The 22,649-nt window shown below is 52.9% G+C and carries 18 protein-coding genes and 2 pseudogenes; 15 read left to right on the forward strand and 5 right to left on the reverse strand.

Translation table 11 applies throughout. The features are described from left to right. Window positions 1-536 precede the first annotated feature (536 nt). Window positions 537-3,284, forward strand: coding sequence for an ATP-binding protein (locus Y71_RS05030; protein ID WP_035942081.1), 2,748 nt, complete (start codon window positions 537-539; stop codon window positions 3,282-3,284). Here the strand turns inward: Y71_RS05030 and Y71_RS05035 are convergent. Continuing rightward, entirely contained in the window at window positions 3,261-4,448 is a 1,188-nt protein-coding gene (locus Y71_RS05035; RefSeq protein ID WP_007370404.1) for an MFS transporter, read from the reverse strand. The genes Y71_RS05030 and Y71_RS05035 overlap by 24 nt on opposite strands. 173 nt (window positions 4,449-4,621) lie before the next feature. Here Y71_RS05035 and Y71_RS05040 point away from each other — a divergent pair, with 173 nt between their 5' ends. Beyond that, entirely contained in the window at window positions 4,622-5,428 is an 807-nt protein-coding gene (locus Y71_RS05040) for an SDR family NAD(P)-dependent oxidoreductase (RefSeq protein WP_007370405.1), read from the forward strand. A gap of 116 nt (window positions 5,429-5,544) precedes the next feature. Here Y71_RS05040 and Y71_RS05045 read toward each other — a convergent pair whose 3' ends face one another. After that, entirely contained in the window at window positions 5,545-6,444 is a 900-nt protein-coding gene (locus Y71_RS05045) for a LysR family transcriptional regulator (RefSeq protein ID WP_007370406.1), read from the reverse strand. Window positions 6,445-6,589: 145 nt separating this feature from the next. Between Y71_RS05045 and Y71_RS05050 the strand changes: the two genes are divergently transcribed. The 3 genes and pseudogenes from Y71_RS05050 (at window position 6,590) to Y71_RS05060 (ending at window position 9,148) form a co-directional block, all read left to right on the forward strand. Then, window positions 6,590-7,987 (forward strand): amidohydrolase family protein, encoded by a 1,398-nt coding sequence (locus Y71_RS05050; RefSeq protein ID WP_007370407.1) that lies wholly within the window; start codon window positions 6,590-6,592, stop codon window positions 7,985-7,987. Between the two features lie 14 nt (window positions 7,988-8,001). Further along, entirely contained in the window at window positions 8,002-8,475 is a 474-nt protein-coding gene (locus Y71_RS05055) for a DMT family transporter (RefSeq protein WP_007370408.1), read from the forward strand. Between the two features lie 101 nt (window positions 8,476-8,576). Continuing rightward, window positions 8,577-9,148, forward strand: a pseudogene (locus Y71_RS05060) (SMP-30/gluconolactonase/LRE family protein). A 55-nt stretch (window positions 9,149-9,203) separates the two neighbouring features. Here Y71_RS05060 and Y71_RS30640 read toward each other — a convergent pair. After that, a pseudogene (locus Y71_RS30640) lies at window positions 9,204-9,443 on the reverse strand (helix-turn-helix domain-containing protein); the annotation flags it as partial. 167 nt (window positions 9,444-9,610) lie between these two features. Between Y71_RS30640 and Y71_RS05070 the strand changes: the two are divergent. From Y71_RS05070 to Y71_RS05110, 9 genes are all read left to right on the forward strand, one after another. Beyond that, on the forward strand, window positions 9,611-10,567 hold the full coding sequence (locus Y71_RS05070; protein ID WP_007370410.1) for a PDR/VanB family oxidoreductase: 957 nt from the start codon (window positions 9,611-9,613) through the stop codon (window positions 10,565-10,567). After that, window positions 10,564-11,769 carry an amidohydrolase family protein gene (locus Y71_RS05075; RefSeq protein ID WP_007370411.1) on the forward strand — a complete coding sequence of 402 codons (1,206 nt, stop codon included), beginning with the start codon at window positions 10,564-10,566 and terminating at the stop codon, window positions 11,767-11,769. The genes Y71_RS05070 and Y71_RS05075 overlap by 4 nt, the downstream gene beginning before the upstream one ends. Then, window positions 11,759-12,214, forward strand: a complete 456-nt coding sequence (locus Y71_RS05080; protein ID WP_007370412.1) for a RidA family protein — start codon at window positions 11,759-11,761, stop codon at window positions 12,212-12,214. Before Y71_RS05075 ends, Y71_RS05080 begins: the two co-directional genes overlap by 11 nt. Window positions 12,215-12,228: 14 nt before the next feature. Continuing rightward, complete coding sequence (locus tag Y71_RS05085) at window positions 12,229-13,107, forward strand: creatininase family protein (protein WP_007370413.1); 879 nt, start codon at window positions 12,229-12,231, stop codon at window positions 13,105-13,107. Between the two features lie 14 nt (window positions 13,108-13,121). Further along, on the forward strand, window positions 13,122-14,093 hold the full coding sequence (locus Y71_RS05090) for an ABC transporter substrate-binding protein (protein ID WP_007370414.1): 972 nt from the start codon (window positions 13,122-13,124) through the stop codon (window positions 14,091-14,093). After that, entirely contained in the window at window positions 14,090-14,923 is an 834-nt protein-coding gene (locus Y71_RS05095; protein ID WP_007370415.1) for an ABC transporter ATP-binding protein, read from the forward strand. Before Y71_RS05090 ends, Y71_RS05095 begins: the two co-directional genes overlap by 4 nt. Next, window positions 14,920-15,723, forward strand: coding sequence for an ABC transporter permease (locus Y71_RS05100; protein WP_007370416.1), 804 nt, complete (start codon window positions 14,920-14,922; stop codon window positions 15,721-15,723). The genes Y71_RS05095 and Y71_RS05100 overlap by 4 nt, the downstream gene beginning before the upstream one ends. A gap of 23 nt (window positions 15,724-15,746) precedes the next feature. After that, window positions 15,747-17,138, forward strand: coding sequence for an FAD-binding oxidoreductase (locus tag Y71_RS05105; protein ID WP_007370417.1), 1,392 nt, complete (start codon window positions 15,747-15,749; stop codon window positions 17,136-17,138). A 103-nt stretch (window positions 17,139-17,241) separates the two neighbouring features. Continuing rightward, window positions 17,242-18,519 carry a TonB-dependent receptor gene (locus Y71_RS05110; RefSeq protein WP_035887713.1) on the forward strand — a complete coding sequence of 426 codons (1,278 nt, stop codon included), beginning with the start codon at window positions 17,242-17,244 and terminating at the stop codon, window positions 18,517-18,519. Window positions 18,520-18,964: 445 nt separating this feature from the next. Here the strand turns inward: Y71_RS05110 and Y71_RS05115 are convergent, their stop codons facing one another. Further along, the gene (locus Y71_RS05115; RefSeq protein ID WP_072439066.1) at window positions 18,965-20,407 is read right to left on the reverse strand and encodes an IS1182 family transposase; all 1,443 of its coding nucleotides are present in this window, start codon (window positions 20,405-20,407) and stop codon (window positions 18,965-18,967) included. 331 nt (window positions 20,408-20,738) lie between these two features. On the opposite strand from Y71_RS05115, the gene Y71_RS05125 reads away from it, so the two are divergent. Further along, complete coding sequence (locus Y71_RS05125; protein ID WP_145954124.1) at window positions 20,739-21,416, forward strand: hypothetical protein; 678 nt, start codon at window positions 20,739-20,741, stop codon at window positions 21,414-21,416. Between the two features lie 15 nt (window positions 21,417-21,431). On the opposite strand, the gene Y71_RS05130 is transcribed toward Y71_RS05125, so the two are convergent. Then, window positions 21,432-22,579, reverse strand: a protein-coding gene (locus Y71_RS05130) for an IS3 family transposase (protein WP_085949497.1) whose coding sequence is annotated in 2 segments (ribosomal slippage) — window positions 21,432-22,342 and window positions 22,342-22,579 — 1,149 coding nt in all. Because the reading frame shifts where the segments join, the coding sequence is not laid out codon by codon here. Window positions 22,580-22,649 lie beyond the last annotated feature (70 nt).

The following is a 22,649-nucleotide window of genomic DNA, read 5'->3' on the forward strand; positions in this document are numbered from 1 at the left end:
CGTTACAGTGGCAGTATCACTGAAACAATTATCACCTCAGATATTCCTTAAGGCTCTTGAATGAGTTCTGTTTGGGAAACGAAAACGAGGTACGCGAAACTAAAACAGATAGACTCACTCTTTCAGAAAGATGTAATTACAGCACGTCCTAAATTGCTCGGTTTCAGTTTTTGAAAACCTGGACTTCCCCGGAGCCCGGCGTTCATATTCTGCCGGTGGCATCAGGTAACCGGAGTGGTGTCGGCGCTTACTGTTATCAATTATCCCAGTGTAATACTCAATAAAACTCTCCGGGGTGTTGCTGAAGATACGCCCTCTAAAATGTCTCTGAGGTGCCTGTTAGACCCATAGCGATTGAAGGCTATGTTACAGTGAGGCCGTGGTTCTTTTTATACGCGGTTCCGGATGGCGCCGGTGAAATACAGGCCGAAGAGCACACTCACTGCATAACCCGATGCTGATAATGACTTCCGTTAAAGATGGCTTTCTCTGCGCGCAGTGCATCCGGATGGTCAAAAACAGAAGATCTCAACACCATGATAACAACCGATGAGATGCACTTTGCCGAATGGCAAATCTGGCCCCAGCTGAGAATTTTGTTGCACCGGGATAAGCCTGTAAGAATTTCTGCCAGAGCGTTTGATGTCCTGGTTGTGCTGCTGCGGGCTGGAGGTAAAGCGGTAAGTAAAGAGGCTTTACTTGTTCAGGTGTGGGGAAATGAAATTGTCGAAGAAAATAATCTTCAGGCGCAAATATCCGCTATACGCCGCATTCTGGGTCACGATCGGCATCTACTTGTCACCGAATTTGGTTGTGGTTACCGCTTAAATATCAATAGTGCACCGCTGCAAATGCCTGCGAAACCAGAGCTACCCGAGCCTGTTGTTACCCCTTTTCTGACGTCGATTTTAGGGCGAGACCAGGCTGTGCAGGACGTCTGTACGTTATTAAATCACCACCCTCTGGTCACGATTACAGGTTCCGGGGGCGTGGGGAAAACGCGTCTGGCGTGGGAAGTCGTCAATCTTATGCGCACGCATTTTCCGGAGGAAACTTGCGTGGTTGAACTGGCGCATATCACCGAAGCCTCCAGCTTGTTATCTGTGTTTTCTCAGGCGCTACATCTTCCATTAGTTAGCCTGCATCATGATGCTGATTTACGGCAACAGCTTGCGCGACGCCGCTGTTTACTGCTGGTTGATAACTGCGAACATTTAATTAATGAACTGGAACCGGTGATAACCTCGCTGTTGCACGTGGCTCCCCATAGCAGGCTGTTGTTGACCAGTCAGGTAGCATTACAGATTGCTGGCGAGCAACAATATTTATTACCGCCATTACAAATTCCTGAACAGACAGACAGCGATAAGCAAACGCTACTCTCTTTTGCCAGCGTCCGTCTCTTTATCGAGCGTGTACAGGCCAACCGACATGATTTTCATCCCTCTGACAGTGAATTGTCGCTGATTGGCAAATTATGCCGCCATCTTGATGGATTGCCGTTGGCAATTGAACTTGCAGCCTCCCGTCTGCCAGTAATGAGCGTCAGCGAGATCTATAGCCGACTGGAGGATCGTTTCCAGCTATTGAGCAATACGCACAGCGCACTGGTTCCCAGACACCAGAAAATAGTGACCACGCTGGAATGGACTTATCAGTTACTCAACGCGCGCGAACAGCGATTATTCAGAACGCTGGGCATCTTCACCGACACGTTCAGTATGCAATCCGTCACTGATTTTCTGGTGGCCAGGGACAAGCATTACTGGCAGGTGATTGACGATGTGCAGCGGTTGCTCGCACTTTCACTGATTCAGGTCAGTAGCCAGGTGCCGGTAACCCGTTTTCGCCTGCTGGAAACCATGCGCCAGTTCGCCTGCAATAAACTCAGGCAACATGATGAATATGAAGAACTTTCTCTCCGTTTCGCCGATTATTATAAGGCCCTGGTGGAACAGGCCCAGGCTGACTGGCTGGTGCTGCCGACGGAACAGTGGCGGGAGCGTTATCGTCACATCCTTAATGATTTGCGCAGTGTTTTACAGCAAACATTAACCGAGGGGCGCGATTCCTCTACAGGGCTGGCGATCTTACAGGCGATGACGCCTTTCTGGATTGAATATTCCCTCTATGATGAATGTCAGCGTCATATCTCTCCTCTGTTATATGAAAATAGCTCGCGGGTCGTTTTAACGTTACGCCAGAGAATGCATCTCTGTGCCGCAGCGGGTAAGGCATCAACCTGGGCAAAAGGCCCGACATCTGAAACCCATTTAGCCTGGCAAACCGCACTGACACTGGCAGAAAAGCTCGACGACAAAGAGATACGTTTGCAGGCGCATTACGGGTTATGGTTGTATTGCTTGCGCACGGGCGAGCTGAATACATCGCTTCAGCATGCGCAGTCGCTGTATGATCTCGCGCTCGCCATCAAAGACGCGGAGGCGCAGGCTACCGGGCTACGTCTTCTCGGCGTTTCACTGCATTTTTTAGGGCAGCATGCTGTCGGCCGCAATTACCTGCTGCAATCGCTGGCCTGGTACGATCGGGAGAGCGTAAGCCACTCTTTTCGTTTCGGTCTTGATCAACAGAGTGCTGGTATGGCTTTTCTGTCTCGCTTGCTCTGGGTACAGGGGGAGTATCAGGCCGCGAAACAGATGGCATGGCGCGGTGTGAAAAAAGCCGCGCGTTTACAGCATGCCTGCTCGCTTTGCTGCGCGCTGGCTGAAGGTGCCTGTATGACAGCCGCGCTTGATCGCCATCCGCGTTGGGTTGTAAAGGCCGCAAACTGGCTTATTTTTCTGGCAGAAAAGCATGATTTGTATTTCTGGAAGACCTATGGCGAGTTGTTTCTTGTCTGGGCAAAACGGTTCAGCCATGCCGACGTGGGTCAAAGTACACTGTTTAGTTCGCTGCGTGCGATGGGATTAGACTGGCAATATTCCCCGTTGCTCTCAGAAATTGATATCGGGATATCGCAGCAAACCGCCAGGCTGGATCATGAAAACTGGTGCGCGCCTGAGTTGATGCGTCTTTCCGCCGCGCAGTTACCTCCGCAGCAGCAACGCCCGTTGTTAGAGCTGGCGCTGAACAAGGCACGACAGCAACAGGCACATGGTTGGTCCCTGCGTATTGCTTATTCACTGGCAACGTTGCTGGTGGAAGCCGGAGAACAATTGGCGGCTAACCAGCTAATAGAAAACGTTTTACATGATGTCGATGGCTCAGACAGCGCGACGGATGTCAGACACGCTCTGGCGCTATGTGCCCGAATGGCGACCTGAAGTTTGACGTCTCACGGCTGTTAATAATCCCATCATCACCAGCCCGGCTCCCGCTGAGGAGATCAGTGTCCAGCTATGCGTTGCCTCCCATAACCCGGTAGCCACCAATGAACCGCATGCCCCGCCAATAAACATAACGCTCATAAAGAGAGTATTAAGCCGGTTTCTGGCATCCGGACGCAAAGAATAAATCGTGTGCTGGTTAGCTATCAGTACACATTGTTCACCCGCATCCAGGAGTAAAATGCCCGCCACCATACCCGCCATACTGTTCCAGCCCCAAAAAACAATCCAGGCGAACAGCATCAGTAACACACCAAAAACAACCATCCGAAATGATCCCTGGCGGTCACTGAAACTTCCCGCCAGAGGCGCACACAGAATACCGATGAGTCCCAAAATCGCCAGGGTTCCGGTTATGCCTGCACCGTAATGGTAGCGATGGGCTAACCAGAAAGGGAGCACGGTCCACAGCACGCTGAAGGAGGCAAACAGCATGGCTTGTGTCAGCGTCGCATTACGTACTTGCGGCTCGCTTTTCCACAGATCACCCAGTGAACGTAATACTGCCAGATAGTGAAACGTTGGCGTGGGCAACGTCTGAGAAGGCAAAAGGCGGGCGATGAAAAATAGCGCCAGCAATGTCATGATAGCGCCGGACAAAAAGACGCCACGCCAGCCGAAATACTGACCGATGAGGCCTCCGATAGCCCGGCCAGCAAGAATACCTGCGAGGACGCCGCTCATCACGGTACCTACTGTTTTGCCCCGTGAAGACGGCCTGGAGAGAGAGGCCGCGAGCGGCACTATTTGTTGGGCGACGGTTGCAACCATACCCGTAAGGAACGAGAAGAACACCAGCACTGTTGCCGTTGGGGATAGCATCATGCCGATCAGCGCCAGCAAAAGCACCTGAGCCTGACGCAGGATAAGCCATTGACGTTCAATATAATCGCCCAGAGGGATCAGAAATAACAAACCCGCCGCATAGCCTAACTGGGTGGCCATGGGGATTAACGAAACCGCTTCCCATTCATTGGGAAAGGCACCCGCGATCAGATTAAGAACAGATTGGTTAAAATAAATACTTGCCACAACAATGCAGCAAATCATCGCCAGCATCAGAACCCTGGCAGAAGAAAGCTCGTGGTTGTCCGTACGCACTGGCCACTCCTCGCTCTAAGCTCACTCTTTTTTTGCAGAATAAGCACAGTCGGCTCTCAACGCTTTGGCCGTTTTTTTCAGACGTCTGAATTCTGTTGCACAAGATTCTGAAATTAAGATCGGTTACTAATCCTTCTTATGTTGTTAACAGTGCTTAATTTGAGGAGCAACCCATGGATTTAAAACTGACAGGAAAAGTGGCTCTGGTAACCGGAGCGCGAAGCGGGATTGGTCTCAGTATTTGTGAAGAACTGGCCGCCAATGGTGTGCATTTAGTGATGGTTTCCAGACGAGAACCTGAGCTGATCCTGGCGGCAAAAAAAATCACCGATAAATATGGTGTTTCAGCGCTGCCTGTCGCCGGGGATGTAACGGATCCCGACCTACCTTCTCGGGTGGTTGAACAAGCAGAAAAGGTTTTTCAGCACATTGATTTGCTGGTGAATAATGCCGGAAGAGCACATGCGGGCACGCTGTTAACCACCTCGGAAGAGGAGTGGCAGTTAATGACGGAGACCAAATTCTCCGCCATGCGACGCTTTTGCAAGGCTGTAATACCCGGAATGCAAAGACGAGGCTGGGGACGGATTGTCAATATTTCATCTATTGGCGGCATCTATCCCAACCCGCAACTTACCGTCTCACATGCACTGAGCGCTGCCATCAACAACCTGACCCGTAGCATAGCGCTGAGCGTGGCCGCGGATGGCATTCTGGTTAATGCTATTGGTGTAGGCGCTGTCGCGACGGATAACTGGGCGCAGAATATGCTACCGAATGTCCGCACTCGGCGTCCTGAACTGGCTGACAAAACGGACGACGAGGTTATGGCTTTACTGGGTAAAGAGAAGACCCCGGTAGGCCGCTTTGGGCTTCCCGAAGACATTGCATCAATTACTGCTTTTCTGCTTTCAGATAGAAATCAGTTTGTTACCGGGCAGACAATTGAAGCTTCAGGCGGAGCAGAGCGGTTTATGTGATTTTTCACACCCCTCAAGGATGAGAGCGGGGATCATGTCTGATTGCACGACCAAAAACGCGTCGTATTGAGTGTCGTGAAGCCTGAATCTGCGCGTATCGGTTGGTATCGGCAAGTTTAACGGGCTGGTTTTTCTATGAGCGCGGCAACCCAGTCCGCAAAGGCGCGCACGGCGGGAGAAAGAAAGCGTTGATGCGGATAAAGCAATGTGACCGGCACTGATGGCGGCTGCCAGTCTGCCAGAACCTCGATTAACCTTCCTTCCTGCAGATGCTCCGAGACAATACGCTCGGCAAGCTGCGCCAGCCCGAAACCGTCAAGACACATTTTGATATACAGTCCTGTTTCATTGACGGCGGTTTCTCCGCTTACAGGAACGGAAAGTGTTTCTGCTCCGCGGACAAAGCGCAATTCGTTCGCACGCCTCGCCTGGCTGGAAAAGTAGTGGATTGCCCGATGCCGGGACAACTCTACGGGCGACTGCGGAATACCGTATTCCCTGAGATAGTCCGGCGAGGCGCAGGTTATCCAGCGAAAGCGGCCCAGCAGGCGGGCAACCAGCGTCGAGTTGCTCAGTTCCCCCGTTCTGATCACACAGTCCACGCCCTCCTGGACAAGATCGACCTGCCGATCGCTTACTCCTATCATCAGGTAGATGTCCGGATAACGCCGGTAAAAATCTTTCAGATTTGGCATGACGATGAAATGGGCGATCCCTCCGGGCATATCCACCCGTAAACGTCCCTGTGGCCTTTTGACGGCGTCCGTCAGGCTGGATTCAGCATGCTCGATTAACGAGAGTATTTCCCGGCACTGTGCAAGATACTGTAAACCTTCGGGAGTGAGGCTCACCCGCCGCGTTGTCCTGTTAAGCAGGCGTACCTGCAGGTATTTCTCAAGGTTTTTAATGGCGCTGGTGACGGTTGATGACGGCAGTGAAAGCGTCTGAGCCGCGCGCACGAAGCTTCCGGCTTCAGCAACCCGCGTAAAAATCTGCATCGCCTGAATACGATCCATAGTCCTTCTCTCCAGAGCCGATAACTCTGCCGATAGTTAACTTCATTATTCGCAGATTATGAATAATGAAAACGCGTTAAGCATCTTTTTCAGGTTAATTGAGTGACGTATCGTTTTTCTGTTGACCAGAAAAGAGGCTCTTTAAATGACCGATTACGTGAGAAATATTGTTAATAATCAGAATACAACTTCCCCTGCGACGTTGATCCGTGGCGCAACGATACTGAGTATGGATGATAACGTAGGGAATATTGAGCGCGGTGATATTCTTATCAGCGGGTCAACCATTACCGCCGTGGGTCAGAACCTGAACGCAGAGAAAGCCCGCGTCATAGACGCCGCAAACATGATTGCCATGCCGGGGATGGTGGATTCTCATCGTCACTCCTGGGAAGGACAACTGCGCCGCATTAACCCTAATGCCACCTGTCTGGACGATTACAGCAACGCCACGCACTTCTCTTTTGCCAAATACTATCGCCCTTCCGATATCTATGTGGGTAACCTGCTGACAGCGCTGGGCGCGATTGACGCAGGCATCACGACAATCATTGATAATTCCCATAACAGCCGCACCGCTGCGCATTCAGACGCGGCCGTTGAGGCTTTGCTTGATGCGGGCATCCGCGCTGTACACGCTTCCGGCGCACCGGTATCGGGTGAATGGGACAAGGCGCACTGGCCCGGTAACTGGCAACGCCTGCAGGAAAAGTATTTCAGGAACAATCCTGAAGGCCTTGTTTCTCTTGCGGTTATGGCTCAACTGGAGCCAGAGATGTGGGCCGAGGCCCGCAGGCTGGGGGTGCCGATCGTCACTGAATTCTTTGGTGCTGAGATGGCCTCTGAGCTTGAATCGCTGCATCAGCGGGGCCTTCTCGGGCCGGACAATATTTTCAATCATTGCACATCGCTGCCTGACGAAGGATGGAAAATCCTGCGCGAAGCGGGTGTCCGGGTGAACGTCTGCCCGCGTTCTGATGCGCACTATGGCATTGAAGACGGTATGTTTGCCATTGAGGCTGCGCAACGTCACGGTATCAACCCGGGCCTGAGCGTGGATAACGAAACGTCCTACAGTACCGATATGTTTATGGAAATGCGCGTGGCCTTTTACCTGCAGCGGGTGATGGGCAGGCACAAGCAGCACTGCTGCGATTCCGCACATTCGCTGACAACACTTCCGGCGGCACAACTCCTTAAAGCGGCGACCGTCGATGGCGCGGCCTGTGCCGGGCTACAGGACAAAATCGGCAGCCTGACACCGGGTAAACAAGCCGATCTGATCCTGATTAACGCCAGCGACATCAACCTTTATCCCTCCGGGAATGCCTTTGGCACGGTGGTACATGCGACAGAGCGCAGCAACATTGATACCGTCATGATCGGCGGACGCATCGTCAAGCAGAACGGCAAAGTCGTGGGCGTCGACAGCTCGCGACTTCACGCAGCGATTGATGAATCGCGTCAACATCTGTTTGCTGCTGCAGGATATAAGCCTGATATTTTTGCGGAAACCTTCCTGCCGCTGGAGCAGACACACTGACAGAGATGAAACGCATGAGCATGATTTATTACGTAATCGCGTTTGCCGCAGGCCTCGGGATCACCCTGCAGACGACCCTGAACAGCCAACTGGCAAGAGGGTTAGGCGGAGATGCAGTGACTGCCGCGCTGTTTTCCTTTGCGGCCGGGGCGTTCAGCCTCGCGGTTTACTCGTTGCTGCGGGGAGGATTATTCACCTCGCTTGCCGCCATTCCATCTCAGCCACTGTGGAGTCTGGCGGGCGGGCTGATCGGTGCATGTGCCCTGTTCAGCTATGTCGTGCTCGCGCCGAAAATTGGTTTTTCAGCCCTGCTCGGGCTGGCGATTGTCGGGCAACTGCTTTCGTCGCAGGTGATTGACCATTTTGGTTTGCTGGGTGCCATCCGGCGTCCGGTTTCGGTGCTAAAGCTGGGTGGCATGCTGGTCATGCTGGCAGGGCTTGCCATCATGCTGTTCGGCGATCGGCTTTCTGAGCGTTTTCTGCATTAACAGAGTGAAATACTGCTCCCTGCTTATTACGGGTTTGCCCTGCTGCAGACATCCGTGTGCATTTATTTAAGCTACTGCGTACTTTTCCCTGGAGAAATAACATGGCAACTGATGTCAGAAATTTGCTGGGAGAGTGTCCTCTCTGGTGCGAAAGAACACGCCGGCTGTTCTGGACGGACATTGAAGGTAGTGAACTACTCGTCTTACAAGAAGACAGTAACGTTGTGATGCGATGGTCTCTGCCTGAACGCCTTGGATCGTTTGCCTTTACCGAAAAGACGGATGTCCTGCTGATGGGGCTGGCGTCCGGCTTAGGCTTTTATGAACTCAGTACTGGTATTTTTACCGCAGTTGCAGCGTCCCCAGGGGAAGCGGGTACCCGTATCGGAGATGGCCGGAGCGACCGTTCTGGTAACTTTGTCTTTGGAACCATGGATGACAGTTATCCCGTCAAAGTGGTCGGTAAATTTCACCGACTCAATGCGGCCATACATCCCCTGGAATCCAAAGCACCTGTTCGACGCTGGCAGGCGAGGGATTCACAACCCTGTATTGCCTCAGTGCCTGTGTGAGCCTCTCTGCGCCGTCAAGGTACGACGGCGCACTGATGAAGGCCGAATCAGACCTATACGCCGGTTTGCCAGAAAGTTGGTTTGCAGCGTACACAACGTAACGGCTCTGATTATCGCATGCAGGCAGAACGGTATATTGATCAACGGGGAGCAGTTCAAATCACCCAACTGAGTACAGGCGCGACCAAACTTACGCTGCCAGTTCTTCTCCGCGTTTTGCAGGATTTCTCCCGCCCGCCGTCATACGTAATTTTTATGGAAGACATTCAAACAGCGGCATATCCAGCGGCTGTTCCACTCATAAAATCTGTCGGTCGATAGAGGATGTCGACACATGCAGCGTCCCGGAAGCCTTTCGCAGTGAACCCTGGGGGCCACCTCGGTGAAATAGATCAGCTACCGGGAGAAGGCAAACATAATGGTGTTCTCTTTTTTGCAACACTTCGTGCGAATTAAACGGATGGACGTTTACACGCGGGCAACATAATAATCACAATCACGATAAAAACGAGACTACGCGCGGCCTTCCGGCTGATGACGTGTCCGTGGTATGCAGGATTATCATGAAGCAGGCAGAGAATCTGGCTGTCACCGTCATCGCAAAGCAGTTCAACGGTGCTGGCAATGTACTACTGACCCTGGCGTCTGCCAGTGGCCATCCACTACCGGCGTTCACTCCCGGTGCTCATATTGATGTGACCATTCCCGACTGCGGCAAGCGGCAGTATTCGCTCTGCTCCGTTGCCGGGGCGGGGCACTACCAAATTTGCGTCCGTCTCGATCAGGCATCGGGCGGCGGCTCTCGCTGGCTGCACCATCAGGTGCAGACCGGGGCGAGCTTAACCATCTCCGCTCCACGCAACCATTTTCCCTTGCCGCAGGCACCGCGCACGCTGCTGTTTGCCGCCGGTATTGGCCTGACGCCGCTGCTGGTAATGGCGGAACAGCTGGCGGTGCAGGGTGCCGATTTCACGCTGCATCTGTTTCTCAAACGCCATGATGAACTGCCGTTCAGCGCGCGGCTGGAGCAACTTGGCGCGCGCGTGGTGCTGCATTACAGCAGCGAAGGTGACAGTCTGCGCCAGCATGTCCCGGCCGATCTTAAACAGTCGCACGACAGCGTGTTGGTGAGCTGTGGCCCGGCGGGTTTTATGGACCATCTGCATCAGTTAGCACTGAAATACGGCTGGCGCGCTGATCAATTGTACAGTGAAAAATTCAAAGCCAGTGCTGCCACGCAATCGGTTGCTGGCGACACGTTCACGGTAGAAATCGCCTCGAGCGGGGCGCGTTACACCATCAATGCTGATGAAAGTATTGCGGAGGTGCTGGAGCGTGCCGGGATCGACATTGAACTCTCCTGCGAACAGGGGATGTGCGGAGCCTGCATTACCGGTGTGCTGCATGGTGAGCCAGATCATCGCGATGAAGTGTTGAGCCAGACAGAGCGCACAGCCAATGATTGCATCGTGCTGTGCTGTTCGCGTGCCCGTTCCCCACTCCTGGTACTCGACCTGTGAGCGCGTATCCGGGCGCAACAGGTGCGCGTTTACCCCGCTGGTTGCTGCCGCAAGAGTGGCCGATGGATGGCGATCAACCGGCGCTGGCAACCTTGCATTTCCGCGAAGAGGGCACCCGGATCGAGCCGGATCAGAATGTTAGTGGCTATCTGGCGCTCAATGGTGCACTGGTGCTGCCAGCGCTGATTGAACCCCACGCGCATCTCGATAAAACCTTCACCGCGCAGCGCAGTCCGCCCCAACAGCCGGGCCTGCTGGCAGCCATCGCCGCCATGCATCAGGACCGGGTGCGCTGGAGTGCGGACGACCTGCGGCAGCGTGCCAGCCAGGCACTGAGCTGGGCGGTGGAGGCCGGTGTGGGTCTGCTGCGTACCCATATCGACTGGTTTGCTGCCGATGCCCCGCTGGCATGGCAGGTTGTGGGTGAGTTGCAGCATCCGCTGTGCACCATTGAACGTGTCGCGCTGGCCCCGGTGACCTTTTTTGCTGATGCCGCCCAGGCGGATCATATCGCCGCCCAGGTGGCCGCCAGTGGTGCGCTGCTCGGGGGCTTTATTCACAGCAGCAACTGGGATGCCCAGGCGTTTACCCATTTATTGCAGGCGGCGGAACGCTGGCAGCTGGATATCGATCTGCATATCGACGAAGAACTGAGCCACGATGCGCAGGGCTTGCGCTGGCTGGCGTGCTATTTGCGGCAGCATTCGTTTAACGGACGCATTACCTGTAGCCACGGTTGTGCCCTGGCGCAGCAGGAAGACGGCGAGGCCATCCTTGAGGTGCTGGCGCAACATCGCGTCACCCTGATTGCGCTGCCGCTGACCAACCTGCTGTTACAGGACGCAGTGCCGGGACGTACCCCACGTCAGCGCGGTTTAACGCTGATTAAAGAGGCGCAGGCGCGCGGCATCCCCTTGCTGTTAGGGGCGGATAACGTGCAGGACGCGTTCTGTCCGGTCGGCAGCTACGACCCGCTCGACACGCTGTTCAGCGGCCTGCTGAGTGCGCAGTTGGGTATGGCCTTTGATGAAGCATCGGCACTGATTTGTCAGCGTACGGCGTTGCATGATGGTGCAAATGTGTTGGCTAACGATTTTGTCATTTTCCCTGCAGCCGAGGCGGCAAGCTGGCCACTGCGTAGCCGCAGTCGCTATCGGTTGAAACAGGGGATCTGTTATGGGGAATTCCGCAATGACACTTGAAGCTGGGGCGGGTAAACCGCTGGCGAAGTATGCCGCGTGGCGACGCGCGGGCGATTTTATCTTTCTCTCCGGCATTATCCCGGTGAACCCACAAACCGCACTGATTGTGCGCGGTTACGACGATATCCCCGCCGGGGCGCAGCAACTGCTGGGGCGCACCGGCGAGTTCTCCACCGATATCAAAGAAGGGCCGATCCTGGCGCAAAGCTGGTATGTGCTGGAGAGCATCCGCACCACCATTGAGAGCGCGGGCGGCCAGATGAGCGACGTGATCAAACTGGTGCAGTACTTCCGCAATCTGGATCACTTTCCGCACTACAGCCGGGTGCGCAAGTTGTTTTACCCCGATACGCCACCGGTTTCTACCGTGGTTCAGGTGAGTGAAATGCTGCCCAGCCCGGATGTCTTAATTGAAGTTGAAGCGACGGCGTGGTTGCCGCAATAACACGAGGAAGCAAGATGTTACATGGTTATATTCCGGCAAACCGCTTTTTGCCGTATCTGAGCTGGACCGATATCGCCACGTTGGACGACAAAACCAACACAGTGATTGTGCTGCCGACCGGGGCGATTGAGCAGCATGGCCCGCATCTGCCGTGTGCGGTGGATAGCGTGATCTCCTCCGGGGTAGTCGGCCATGCACTGGCACGTTTACCGGCAACGATCCCGGCCTACGCCATTCCGCCCATCACATATGGCAAATCGGACGAGCATCTGCATTTCCCCGGCACTCTGACGCTAACTGGTGAGACGCTGCTGCACACCATTCTGGAGATTGGCGAATCGCTGTACCGCGCCGGTTTCCGTAAGTTCCTGATGGTCAACGGCCATGGTGGTCAGCCGCAGCCGTTGCAGATGGCAGCGCGCGAACTGCGCCTGCGTCACGGCGACATGATCATCATCATGCAGGACACCTTCAAAGTGCCGAACTGCGCCGAAAGTTTTATGGACGAGCAGGAACGTCAGATGGCGATGCACGCCGGTCATGCCGAAACCGCGCTAATGCTGGCGTTGGCACCGGATACTGTGCAGATGGACAAAGCAGTCGCCAACTATCCACCGGCATTCCCGTGCCCGACGCTCTCCCGCACCCGTCCGATGGCGGCATGGGCGTCATATGACTTTGGCCCGAGCGGTGTGATCGGCGATCCGCGCCCGTCAACCAAAGAGCAGGGGGATGCGATTCTGGATTCACTGGCGACCAGCTGGGCGCAGGTGATTACCGAAGTGCATCAGATGACATGGGTAACACGCGCTGAACCGGCGTGGGGCACAGGGCAGTGGCAGGGCAAAGTATTAGACCAAAACGACGCAGCATCATTATTACCACCGCGCTAATTCGGGGATCGGCTATGAAACAAACATTGAGCATTGTCGCCGCGCTTTCCATGGCCCTGTCGGCCCAGGGAATGGCTGCCGAGAAATTTACATTTATGACCAACTGGTATGCTCAGGCCGAGCATGGCGGTTTTTATCAGGCCCAGGCACAGAATCTGTACCGTGATGCCGGTCTGGACGTCACCATCAAAATGGGAGGTCCGCAGGTGCACACCATGCAGTTGATGGCGGCAGGCCAGGCCGACTGCATCATCAGCGATAACATGCAGGCGCTGGAATCCTGGCAGCAGGGCGTGGAAGCTGTACCGGTTGCCACCACCTTCCAGCATTCGGCGATTGTGTTTATCACCCACCCGGATGTGAAAAGCCAGGCCGATTTGCAGGGTAAAACCTTCCTGTTAGCCGCCGAAGCCTATACCTCCTACTGGCCGTGGGCGCAGAGCGTTCTCAACCTGAAAAACGCCCGCGTGCGCCCGTATACCTTCAGCGTGCAGCCGTTCCTCGCGGATAAAACCCTGGTACAGCAGGGCTACGTGACCTCCGAACCTTTTGCGGTGCAGAAAGCCGGGGCGCAGGCCAACGTCTACCCGATCAGCGACTGGGGCTACCCACCATACGGCAACAGCATCGTGTGCATGAAATCGACCATCGAGAAACGTCCGCAGGCGGTCGCGGCTTTTGTTAAAGCCTCGATGCAGGGCTGGAAAAACTACCTGGAGAATCCGGCACCGGGCAACACGCTGATTAAGAAAGAAAACCCGCAGATGACCGACGAACAGATCGCCTTCGGCATCGCCCAGATGAAGAAGTATCAGATGCTGACAGGCGGCGATGCGCAGACCGGCGGTATCGGCATTATGACCGTACCGCGTCTGAAGCAGACCTGGCAGTTGCTGGTGGACAACAAGCTGATCGATCCAGTGAAAGTACCGTTTGACGGCAGCTACACCCTGAAATTCATTGAAGACGTGAAGGTCATGCCATGAATGTCGCCAGCCGACTGACCCTGATGAGCAATGATGTGCAAGCGGTGCCGCTGCATGCGGCACCCCCGGCGATTGAAGTGCTCTCTGCGGAGAAAATTTATCCGAATGGTACGCGTGCGTTGCTGCCGGTGGACCTGACGATTCGCCAGGGCGAATTTGTCTCGCTGCTCGGTCCGTCCGGCTGTGGCAAAAGTACCTTGTTAAAAATGATCGCCGGGCTGATAGAGTCGAGCGATGGAAAACTGATGCTTTTCCGTCGCGATCGTCGGGAAAAACAGCGTGATCTGCCGTTATCGTTCGTTTTTCAGGAGGCGACGCTGATGCCGTGGAGCAACGTACATAAAAATGTGCGCCTGCCCCTCGACTTGTCCGGTGTGCCGCGGGCCGAAGCCGATACCCGCGTGCGCGAAATCCTTGAGCTGGTGGGGCTGGGGCAGTTTGGTCATGTGCTGCCACGTGAGCTGTCCGGGGGAATGCAGATGCGTGTGTCGATTGCCCGTGGCCTGGTGACGCGCCCGAAAGTGCTGCTGATGGATGAACCCTTCGGTGCACTGGATGAGATCACCCGTAACAAACTGGATAGCGATCTGCTGCAGCTGTGGCAGGAGCAGAAGCTGACAGTGGTGTTTGTCACCCATTCGATTCAGGAAGCGGTATTCCTGTCGCAGCGCGTGATCATGATGGCGGCACGGCCGGGCCGCGTGGTGGATGACATCAGCATTGATGCGCCATTCCCGCGTGATGATGAGTTTCGCGTCAGCCAGCAATTTACCCAGTATGCCCAGCAGTTGCAGCGCGGTCTGTTTGCTGCCAGTCAGGAGAGCAAATGATGAAAAAGCCCTTAGCCGCGCAGCGTAAATTTCAGCAGTGTCTGTTCCCGGCGCTGTTTGCCATTGTGCTGCTGTTGCTGTGGCAGTTCCTGGTGACGGCGCTGAAGGTGCCCGCCTTCCTGGTGCCGTCGCCGCAGGTGGTGGCACAAAGCCTGGTGCAGAACTTCCCGACGCTGTTTATGTCGCTGCTCTACACCCTGAAAATCACTGTGATCTCCTTTCTGGTGGCGATTGTGATTGGCTCGGTCATGGCGTTTTTGCTGGTGCAGAACCGCTTTATCGAAAGTGCGTTGTTTCCCTACATCGTGTTTTTGCAGGTGACGCCGATTGTGGCGATTGCCCCGCTGATCATCATCTGGGTGAAAGATACCACTATGTCGCTGGTGGTGTGTGCCACGCTGATGGCGGTGTTTCCCATCATCTCCAATACCACTCAGGGGCTGCGCAGTGTCTCGCCGGGCCTGTTAAGTTACTTCAAACTTAACCATGCGTCGCGGTTGCAGATTTTACTGCGCCTGCGCATTCCTTCGGCATTGCCGTACTTTTTCGGTGCGCTGCGTATCTCCAGCGGCTTGTCGCTGATTGGCGCAGTGGTGGCGGAGTTCGTCGCCGGTACGGGTGGTACCGACACCGGGCTGGCCTACCAGATTTTACAGGCCGGTTATCAGCTCAATATTCCGCTGATGTTTGCCGCGCTGTTACTGATTTCCCTGGCGGGGTTCCTGCTGTTTGCCCTGATGTCGTGGCTAACGCGCCGCGTATTGGCGGCCTGGCACGAGAGCGAACTTACCCCGACCTGATACCTCAACAACAGGAAAGAAAGATGTCTGATTCCGATCGTCAGTCTGTACTGGCGGCGCTGGTCGCAGCGCTGCCTGAGCTGGACTGGATTAAAGATGCGCCTAAGGTCAAACGCCTGTCGCGCGATTTTCACTGGTTCAGCCCGGTGTTGAAACCGCAACTGGAAGAGAAATTTGCTGAGCTGGCAGTGCGCCCGCGTGATGAACAGGAACTGGTGTCAGTGGTGGCTGCCTGTGCGGCCCGTCGCATCCCGCTCAATCTGCGCGGGGGCGGCACCGGTAACTATGGTCAGTTGATCCCGCTGGAGGGCGGGGTGATGGTCGATATGACCAGACTGAACGCTGTGGTGAGCATGGGGCAAGGCACGGTGCGCGCGCAGGCCGGGATTCGTCTCGGTGACCTGGAAGCCCATACCCGACCACTCGGCTGGGAGCTGCGTTGTATGCCCTCCACCTGGAAGCTGGCGACGCTCGGCGGTCTGTTTGGCGGTGGTTTTGGTGGCGTGGGTTCCATCAACTATGGCCCGCTGGCGGCCCCCGGCAATGTGTTGTCAGTGAAGCTGATGACGATGGAAAAGACGCCACGCATCCTGACTCTGCAGGCGCCTGACGCCTTACTGCTGCATCATGCTTACGGCAGCAACGGCATTGTGCTGGAGATTGAGCTGGCGCTGGCTCCGCGTCACGACTGGATTGAACGTCTCGACACCTTTGCCAGCTTCCCGGCAGCGATGGCCTTTGCCGATGCGCTAGCGAAATCGCCAGGGCTGGTGAAGCGTCAGGTGGCGGTGATGGCGGCGCCGGTGCTGGATTACTTCACCGATCTCGCCGATGCGGGCATAGCGGGGCAGCATGGCGTGATTTCGGTGGTCGGGGTGGAGAGCGACCGACTAATGCCATCATTGCTGACGCAGCATGATGGCCGCAGCGCGCTGCATTTTGCTGAGGGTGAGAATCACGGTCATTCGTTGATTGAATATTGCTGGAACCATACCACGTTGCAGGCACTGAAGGTCGATAAGACCCTGACCTATTTGCAAACTGCCTATGCGCCGGAAAATTATCATCAGCAGGCGCTGGCGATGGAAGCACAATTATCAGATGAGGTGATGTCGCATATTGAGTTTCTGCGCGATATGAACGGCACGCTGACCTGTAGCGGGTTGCCGCTGGTGCGATATAGCGATGAAGAACGTCTGAACGCCATTATGGATATTTATCGTGATAACGGGGTGAAAATTAATAACCCGCACGTTATTCATATTGAAGATGGTAAACAAGGCATGGTGCGGGCAGATGTTGTGGCAATGAAACGTGCCTGCGATCCGTATAATTTACTGAATCCTGGAAAATTACGTGGCTGGGAAGTACGCGATACATTGCCGGATGTGAAAATAGCCGGCATAAGTAATTAATCAATAATAAAAAATTTTTACGGCAAAGCATGCCACCGACCGTACATTTATTGTGCGGGTGGCACTGCTTTGCTCTTTTCAAAAAGTGACGAGGCTTGGGATTATGCAATTAAAAACACTAAGTGGTGCGTGTCTTGCTGCGCTGTTTTTCCCGCTTGTTCCAGCTGCACTGGCGGCGACACAGAGCAATATCAGCGATTGTCAGTACGGTGCGAGTGGTGTAAATAGCTTCACCGATATTTTCACCTGCGGTACCGTGAGCGGCAGTTTGCGCACGTTGTATTATTCAACGCACAACGCGTATTTTTCTAAAGGTTTTAATCAGGACACCCTGAGCTACGGTGGTGATATAAAATATGAAACCGCGCCGTTTTATGGTTTCCGTGCCGGTGTCAGCGGTATTTTCCTGCGCGGGATTGACCATCCGGATGAAGCTCATACCATCAGCGATATTGGTGATAATCAAACTAACGTTGGTGAGGCTTATTTAAGCTGGCAGCTGGATGATTTTAAAATTACTGCCGGTGATCAACGAATCAATATTCCTTTTGTCGGTGATTACGACTGGCGTATTACGCCTATTTTGTTCCGTGGTGTAGATGCGAATTACGGCGACAGCACCAATTATCTGCATGCCACCAAAGTCTGGCGTTATAAACCGTGGGGTGACGATCAATTCCTGAATACCACGGCCTATACCGATGTGGATGAACGCACTAACGGCATGTGGGCGTTGGGTGGTGGTCGCGGTACGCAGTGGGACGGCAAAAAACTCACCGGCCAGTTGTGGTATCAGGAGTATGCCGATTATACCCGCCTGGTGTATGGCGAGAGCCATTTACAATGGCAGGATGCGCTGTTCCAGCCGGATTTTGGCGTGCAATTTATTCGCGGCACCAGCCTGGGCAAAGCGCTGGCTGGTGAAGTGAACAGTACCTCTTACGGTGCCCAACTGGCGCTGACCCTGACTCCAGCCCTGAGCTGGAAGCTGGGCTATGACCACATCGCCGCCAGCGGCAATAGCTGGAACAACGGTTCGCTGGTGACGCCTTACGCGCACAACACTTCGTCGGGTCCTTACTTTGCGCAACCGTTCTTCACCAGTACTCAGGATCTGGGAAGCGGCAATGCATATATGACCAATCTGAATTACGTGATGAATGAAAACCTGTCTCTGGGGACGCAGTATTCGTTTATGGATCTGAAACCGTCACCGGCTTCGGCCAGCATTAATCAGTCGGAATATCTGGTGTATTTCACCTGGAGTTTCAGTGGCATGCTGAAAGGGTTGAGCCTGACCGATTTCGCTGGGGTGCAGACATCACCGCTATATGATTCACATTTCTGGCAGAACCGTTTAAGCCTGCAATACGACTTTTAAATCGCCGGGAGGCTTCGCGGCCTCCCATTTTGTTGATTTATCGCGCACTTAGACACGTGCCACACGGTTTCTGGCTCAATACTCACCCTTCCTGCCAGCCCGCGACACTCAACAACAAACTGCCCGCCATCGACGTCGTGTCATCACTTTCGGTATCGCTGTTTTTAGAGCTTCTTTTAAAGAGCCAAAGCACATCCACTGAAATTTCCAGAAGCGATAAGGTCTACTTCTGGCATGAAGCGGACAGTCTGAAAGCTCGCTTAGAGCGCAGGCTGTGTGAAAACTCATAGCTTCAATTAGCCAAACAATATTTCTCATCTGTGTTTTAAGAATGTCGTTTAAGTTGACGAGGTAATCTGTGATTTTATTCGGATGACTCAGAAGTTTTTATTGCGGGGAAGAACCTGATATCTGTTGTTACTGGAGGATAAAACGGCTGGAACCGTTAGCCGTATTGTTCCTGCAGCTGAATTATCAATCCTGCAGTACCCCATATCGATAGCATCCTTTTCAGGTTATAAGCCAATATATGTAGACTGATTTCCGTACTGACGTTTTTAAATTTCCGCATCAGGAAGTGCGTTGCACCCATCCACATTTTAATTGTCCCAAACGGATGTTCTACCGTTTGCTTTCGCATGACCACCGCCTGAGGAAATGACTCAAGCCTCGCATGCATTTCTTCCATTTCAGCTTCATGAACCCAACGCCGTATACGCCTTGGATCGCGTTTTGATGTAGTGCATCTGGAGCGCTGGCTGCAATCGCGACAGGCAATATTGTTAAAGTACAACTGTTGCTCCAGTCCGTCCTCTGTTGAGGTAAATCGATTCTGAAGCTCATTGCCCATTGGGCATACATAAACATCTTTTTCCCTGTTATATCTGAACATTGAGCGGTTATAGAGCCCCTTACGTTCAGCACCAGAGGTATCTCCCTTTGGCACCAAAGCCACTGCTCCGCTATCCAGAACTGTTTTAATATCGCTGCGACTGTAATACCCTTTGTCGGCCAGTACTGTTATGTCTTTCCGGCCAACAGCTTTCTGAGCCAGTGTTGCCATTGAACCAAGTTGTCCATTATCTGTTGTGTTGGTGACTTCATGCGCAACAATCAAATGGTTTTTCGTATCCACAGCTGTCTGAACGTTGTAGCAAACTTGCCGGTTCATATTATTTGTTTTCATCAACCGGGAGTCAGGGTCGGTTAAAGAGAGTTGTTTATCTGGCTGTTGTGCGACTGCTTGTTGAATTTCCTGAAGCTCACGTAAGCGCTTTTTTAGCCAAGCCAGTTTAGTGGCTGTTAACTTTGTGTTTGCATCGGGCTCAGTATACTTGTCGGCTTCATCCAGCTTGTTTAAATAATAAGTAATACTTTGCTCAACGCGCTCAATATGGTCATTGGCTTTCTGGGATGTGAAGTTGTTGGGTTTGCTGTTTACTGCTTTGAATTTGCTGCCGTCAATGGCAACAACGACATCAGTGAACATTTGCATTTGCCGGCACAGGCCAATAAAGGCCCGACAGGCATTCCTGATACCTTCACCGTTATCTTTTCTGAAGTCTGCAATGGTTTTAAAGTCAGGCGTTAATCGTTCAAGTAACCACATCAGTTCAACGTTCCGATGGGCCTCTTTTTCCAGTCTACGGGAGGACTGAATTCGGTTGAGATATCCGTAAATGTACAACTTCAGTAGGGTGGCAGGGTGATATCCGGGCCGTCCAGTTCGCTTTGCATCAACTCTGCTGAAACCAAGAGAATCAAGCTTTAATCCATCTACAAATATATCAACCACTCTGACGGGGTTATCTTCAGTGACAAAATCATCCAGTGTATCAGGGAGCAATGTCACCTGATGCCTGTCTTGTCCTTGAATGTGATGGACCATGTCGGTATCCGCAGTATTCATTTGTATGCTTATAATTTTAATGAAAAAGTCATTCCGTCGCATGGGTTTATCAAGAATGGTTGATCATATGAAACCATCGCTTAGACCAAAAAGTGATCAGGAGTTTTCACACAGCCTGAGCGAGGAGCGGACTTTGGCCTGAAAGGGAAGTTAAACAGTTTGCTTGAAACTCCTAAAAGTGAACGGTCCGTTTTAACACAACGATTACAATATCAAAATAGATGAACTCAAGTGATTAAAAAATCGTTCATTTCATTGAGCGCCTAATTCCTTCGCAGTACACTTTCCCAAAGCTATCTAGTGGATTTAAATGATGAAAAAGCGGAATAGGAAGCAATTTAAAGCCAGTGCCACTCGTAAACTTAGTGAGGCTAAGTTTCCTCAGAAACAGATGCCAGTTCAAAAACAAGAGGTTTTTTATTCAGTTTGTGAAAAGATAATTCTGCATGCTGAAGAAACCAACGAAACCTCTGTAGACTATTATTTCTGTAAAGCGGTGATAGCAAGGGAGGAAAAAGCGTTTCAGACGGAAAGGCAGGCGGTTCTGAACCTTATAGCATTTTCTGGCACTCCAGCGACGCCACTGATTCAATCAGCGCTAGATCAGGACGAACGGTATGAGTTTAGTGAGGAGATTTGTACGGTGTTTTCCTTGGCGAAAAGCGATGTCTCGTTCAGTCCCTACATGGCAATCATCAGAGCGTTTATTCTTTCGGGTACAAAGCAGCAGTATGTTACATACTTTAACTGTCTGATGGGCATTTCGGCATCCTTTAACAAGGAGCCCCCCTTTTTTGATATCGATAATCTGAGTAATGCTCAGTTGATGACCTTCTATGAAGCAACACATCGTGTACTGCTGGATAATTCACGCCAACTCTCTACCCTTGAAAAGCTAACTCAATTTATCTCCCATCAAGTAGGCGAAGATACCTGCCAGAGCTTACTCTTTTTTGAATCCTATTTTAGCCTCGACAGGAACCCTTGAATCGCCACGGATAATCTAGACACTTCCGAGCCGTTGATAATACTGGTTTTCATATTCTGTCGGTGACATCTGTTCGCTAGAACCATGCCGACGCTTACTGTTATAAAACATTTCGATGTAATCAAAAATATCACTGCGGGCTTCTTCCCGCGTTCCGTAGATCTTTTTCTTTATCCGTTCACGTTTCAACAACTGGAAAAAACTTTCTGCAACCGCATTATCATGGCAGTTACCGCGACGGCTCATGCTACCCTCCAGGCCGTGTGATTTCAGGAACGACTGCCACTCATGGCTTGTGTACTGACTGCCCTGATCCGAATGAACCAGCACCTGTTTTTCGGGATTACGCCGCCATACAGCCATCAGCAGTGCGTTCAGGACAATGTCCTTTGTCATCCGGGATTGCATGGACCAGCCGATAATTTTGCGTGAGAACAGATCAACAACAACGGCAAGATACAGCCAGCCTTCGTGGGTCCTGATGTAGGTTATGTCCGTTACCCAACGCTCATCAGGAGCATCCGGATTGAACTGTCGCTGGAGCCTGTTGGGTGACACGATACTGGCCTCGCCTTTACGTGCCCGCGGGCTTCGGTATCCGACCTGAGCCTTTATTCCGACACGTTTCATCAGTCTCCAGACTCTGTTTACTCCGCACTGTTGCCCGCTGTCACGCAGATCCAGATGGATTTTGCGATAACCATAGACGCATCCCGACTCCAGCCAGAACTGTTTAATCTGTCCTGTCAGTCTCAGGTCTGCCTGATGGCGTTGTGAATGCGGCTGCTGAAGCCAGGCGTAAAAACCACTGGGATGAACATCCAGCACCCGACAGAGCAGGCGAACAGGCCAGCAACAGGAGTTGTCACGGATAAAGGCGTACCTCAGTCGGACAGCTTTGCGAAGTACGCCGCGGCTTTTTTTAATATGTCCCGTTCGTCGGTAACCCGTTTCAGCTCTTTCTGGAGACGGCGGATCTCGGCCTGAGCATCTGACTGTTCTTTATTAGTGGAAGAATCCGGACCGTACTTCTTTATCCAGGCATAAAGGCTGTGGGTGGTGATATCGAGACGTGTTGCAACGCTGGCAACAGAATAACCGCGATCAACAACCTGTTTGACTGCTTCAGTTTTAAACTCTTCGGGATAACGCTTACCGCTCATGGGCACCTCTCTTTAAGCCATCTTAAATGACTCTGAGGTGTCTGTTAAACCCGTGGCGATTCACCTAAAC

It is taken from the genome of Kosakonia radicincitans DSM 16656, from assembly GCF_000280495.2.
GTDB lineage: Bacteria > Pseudomonadota > Gammaproteobacteria > Enterobacterales > Enterobacteriaceae > Kosakonia > Kosakonia radicincitans.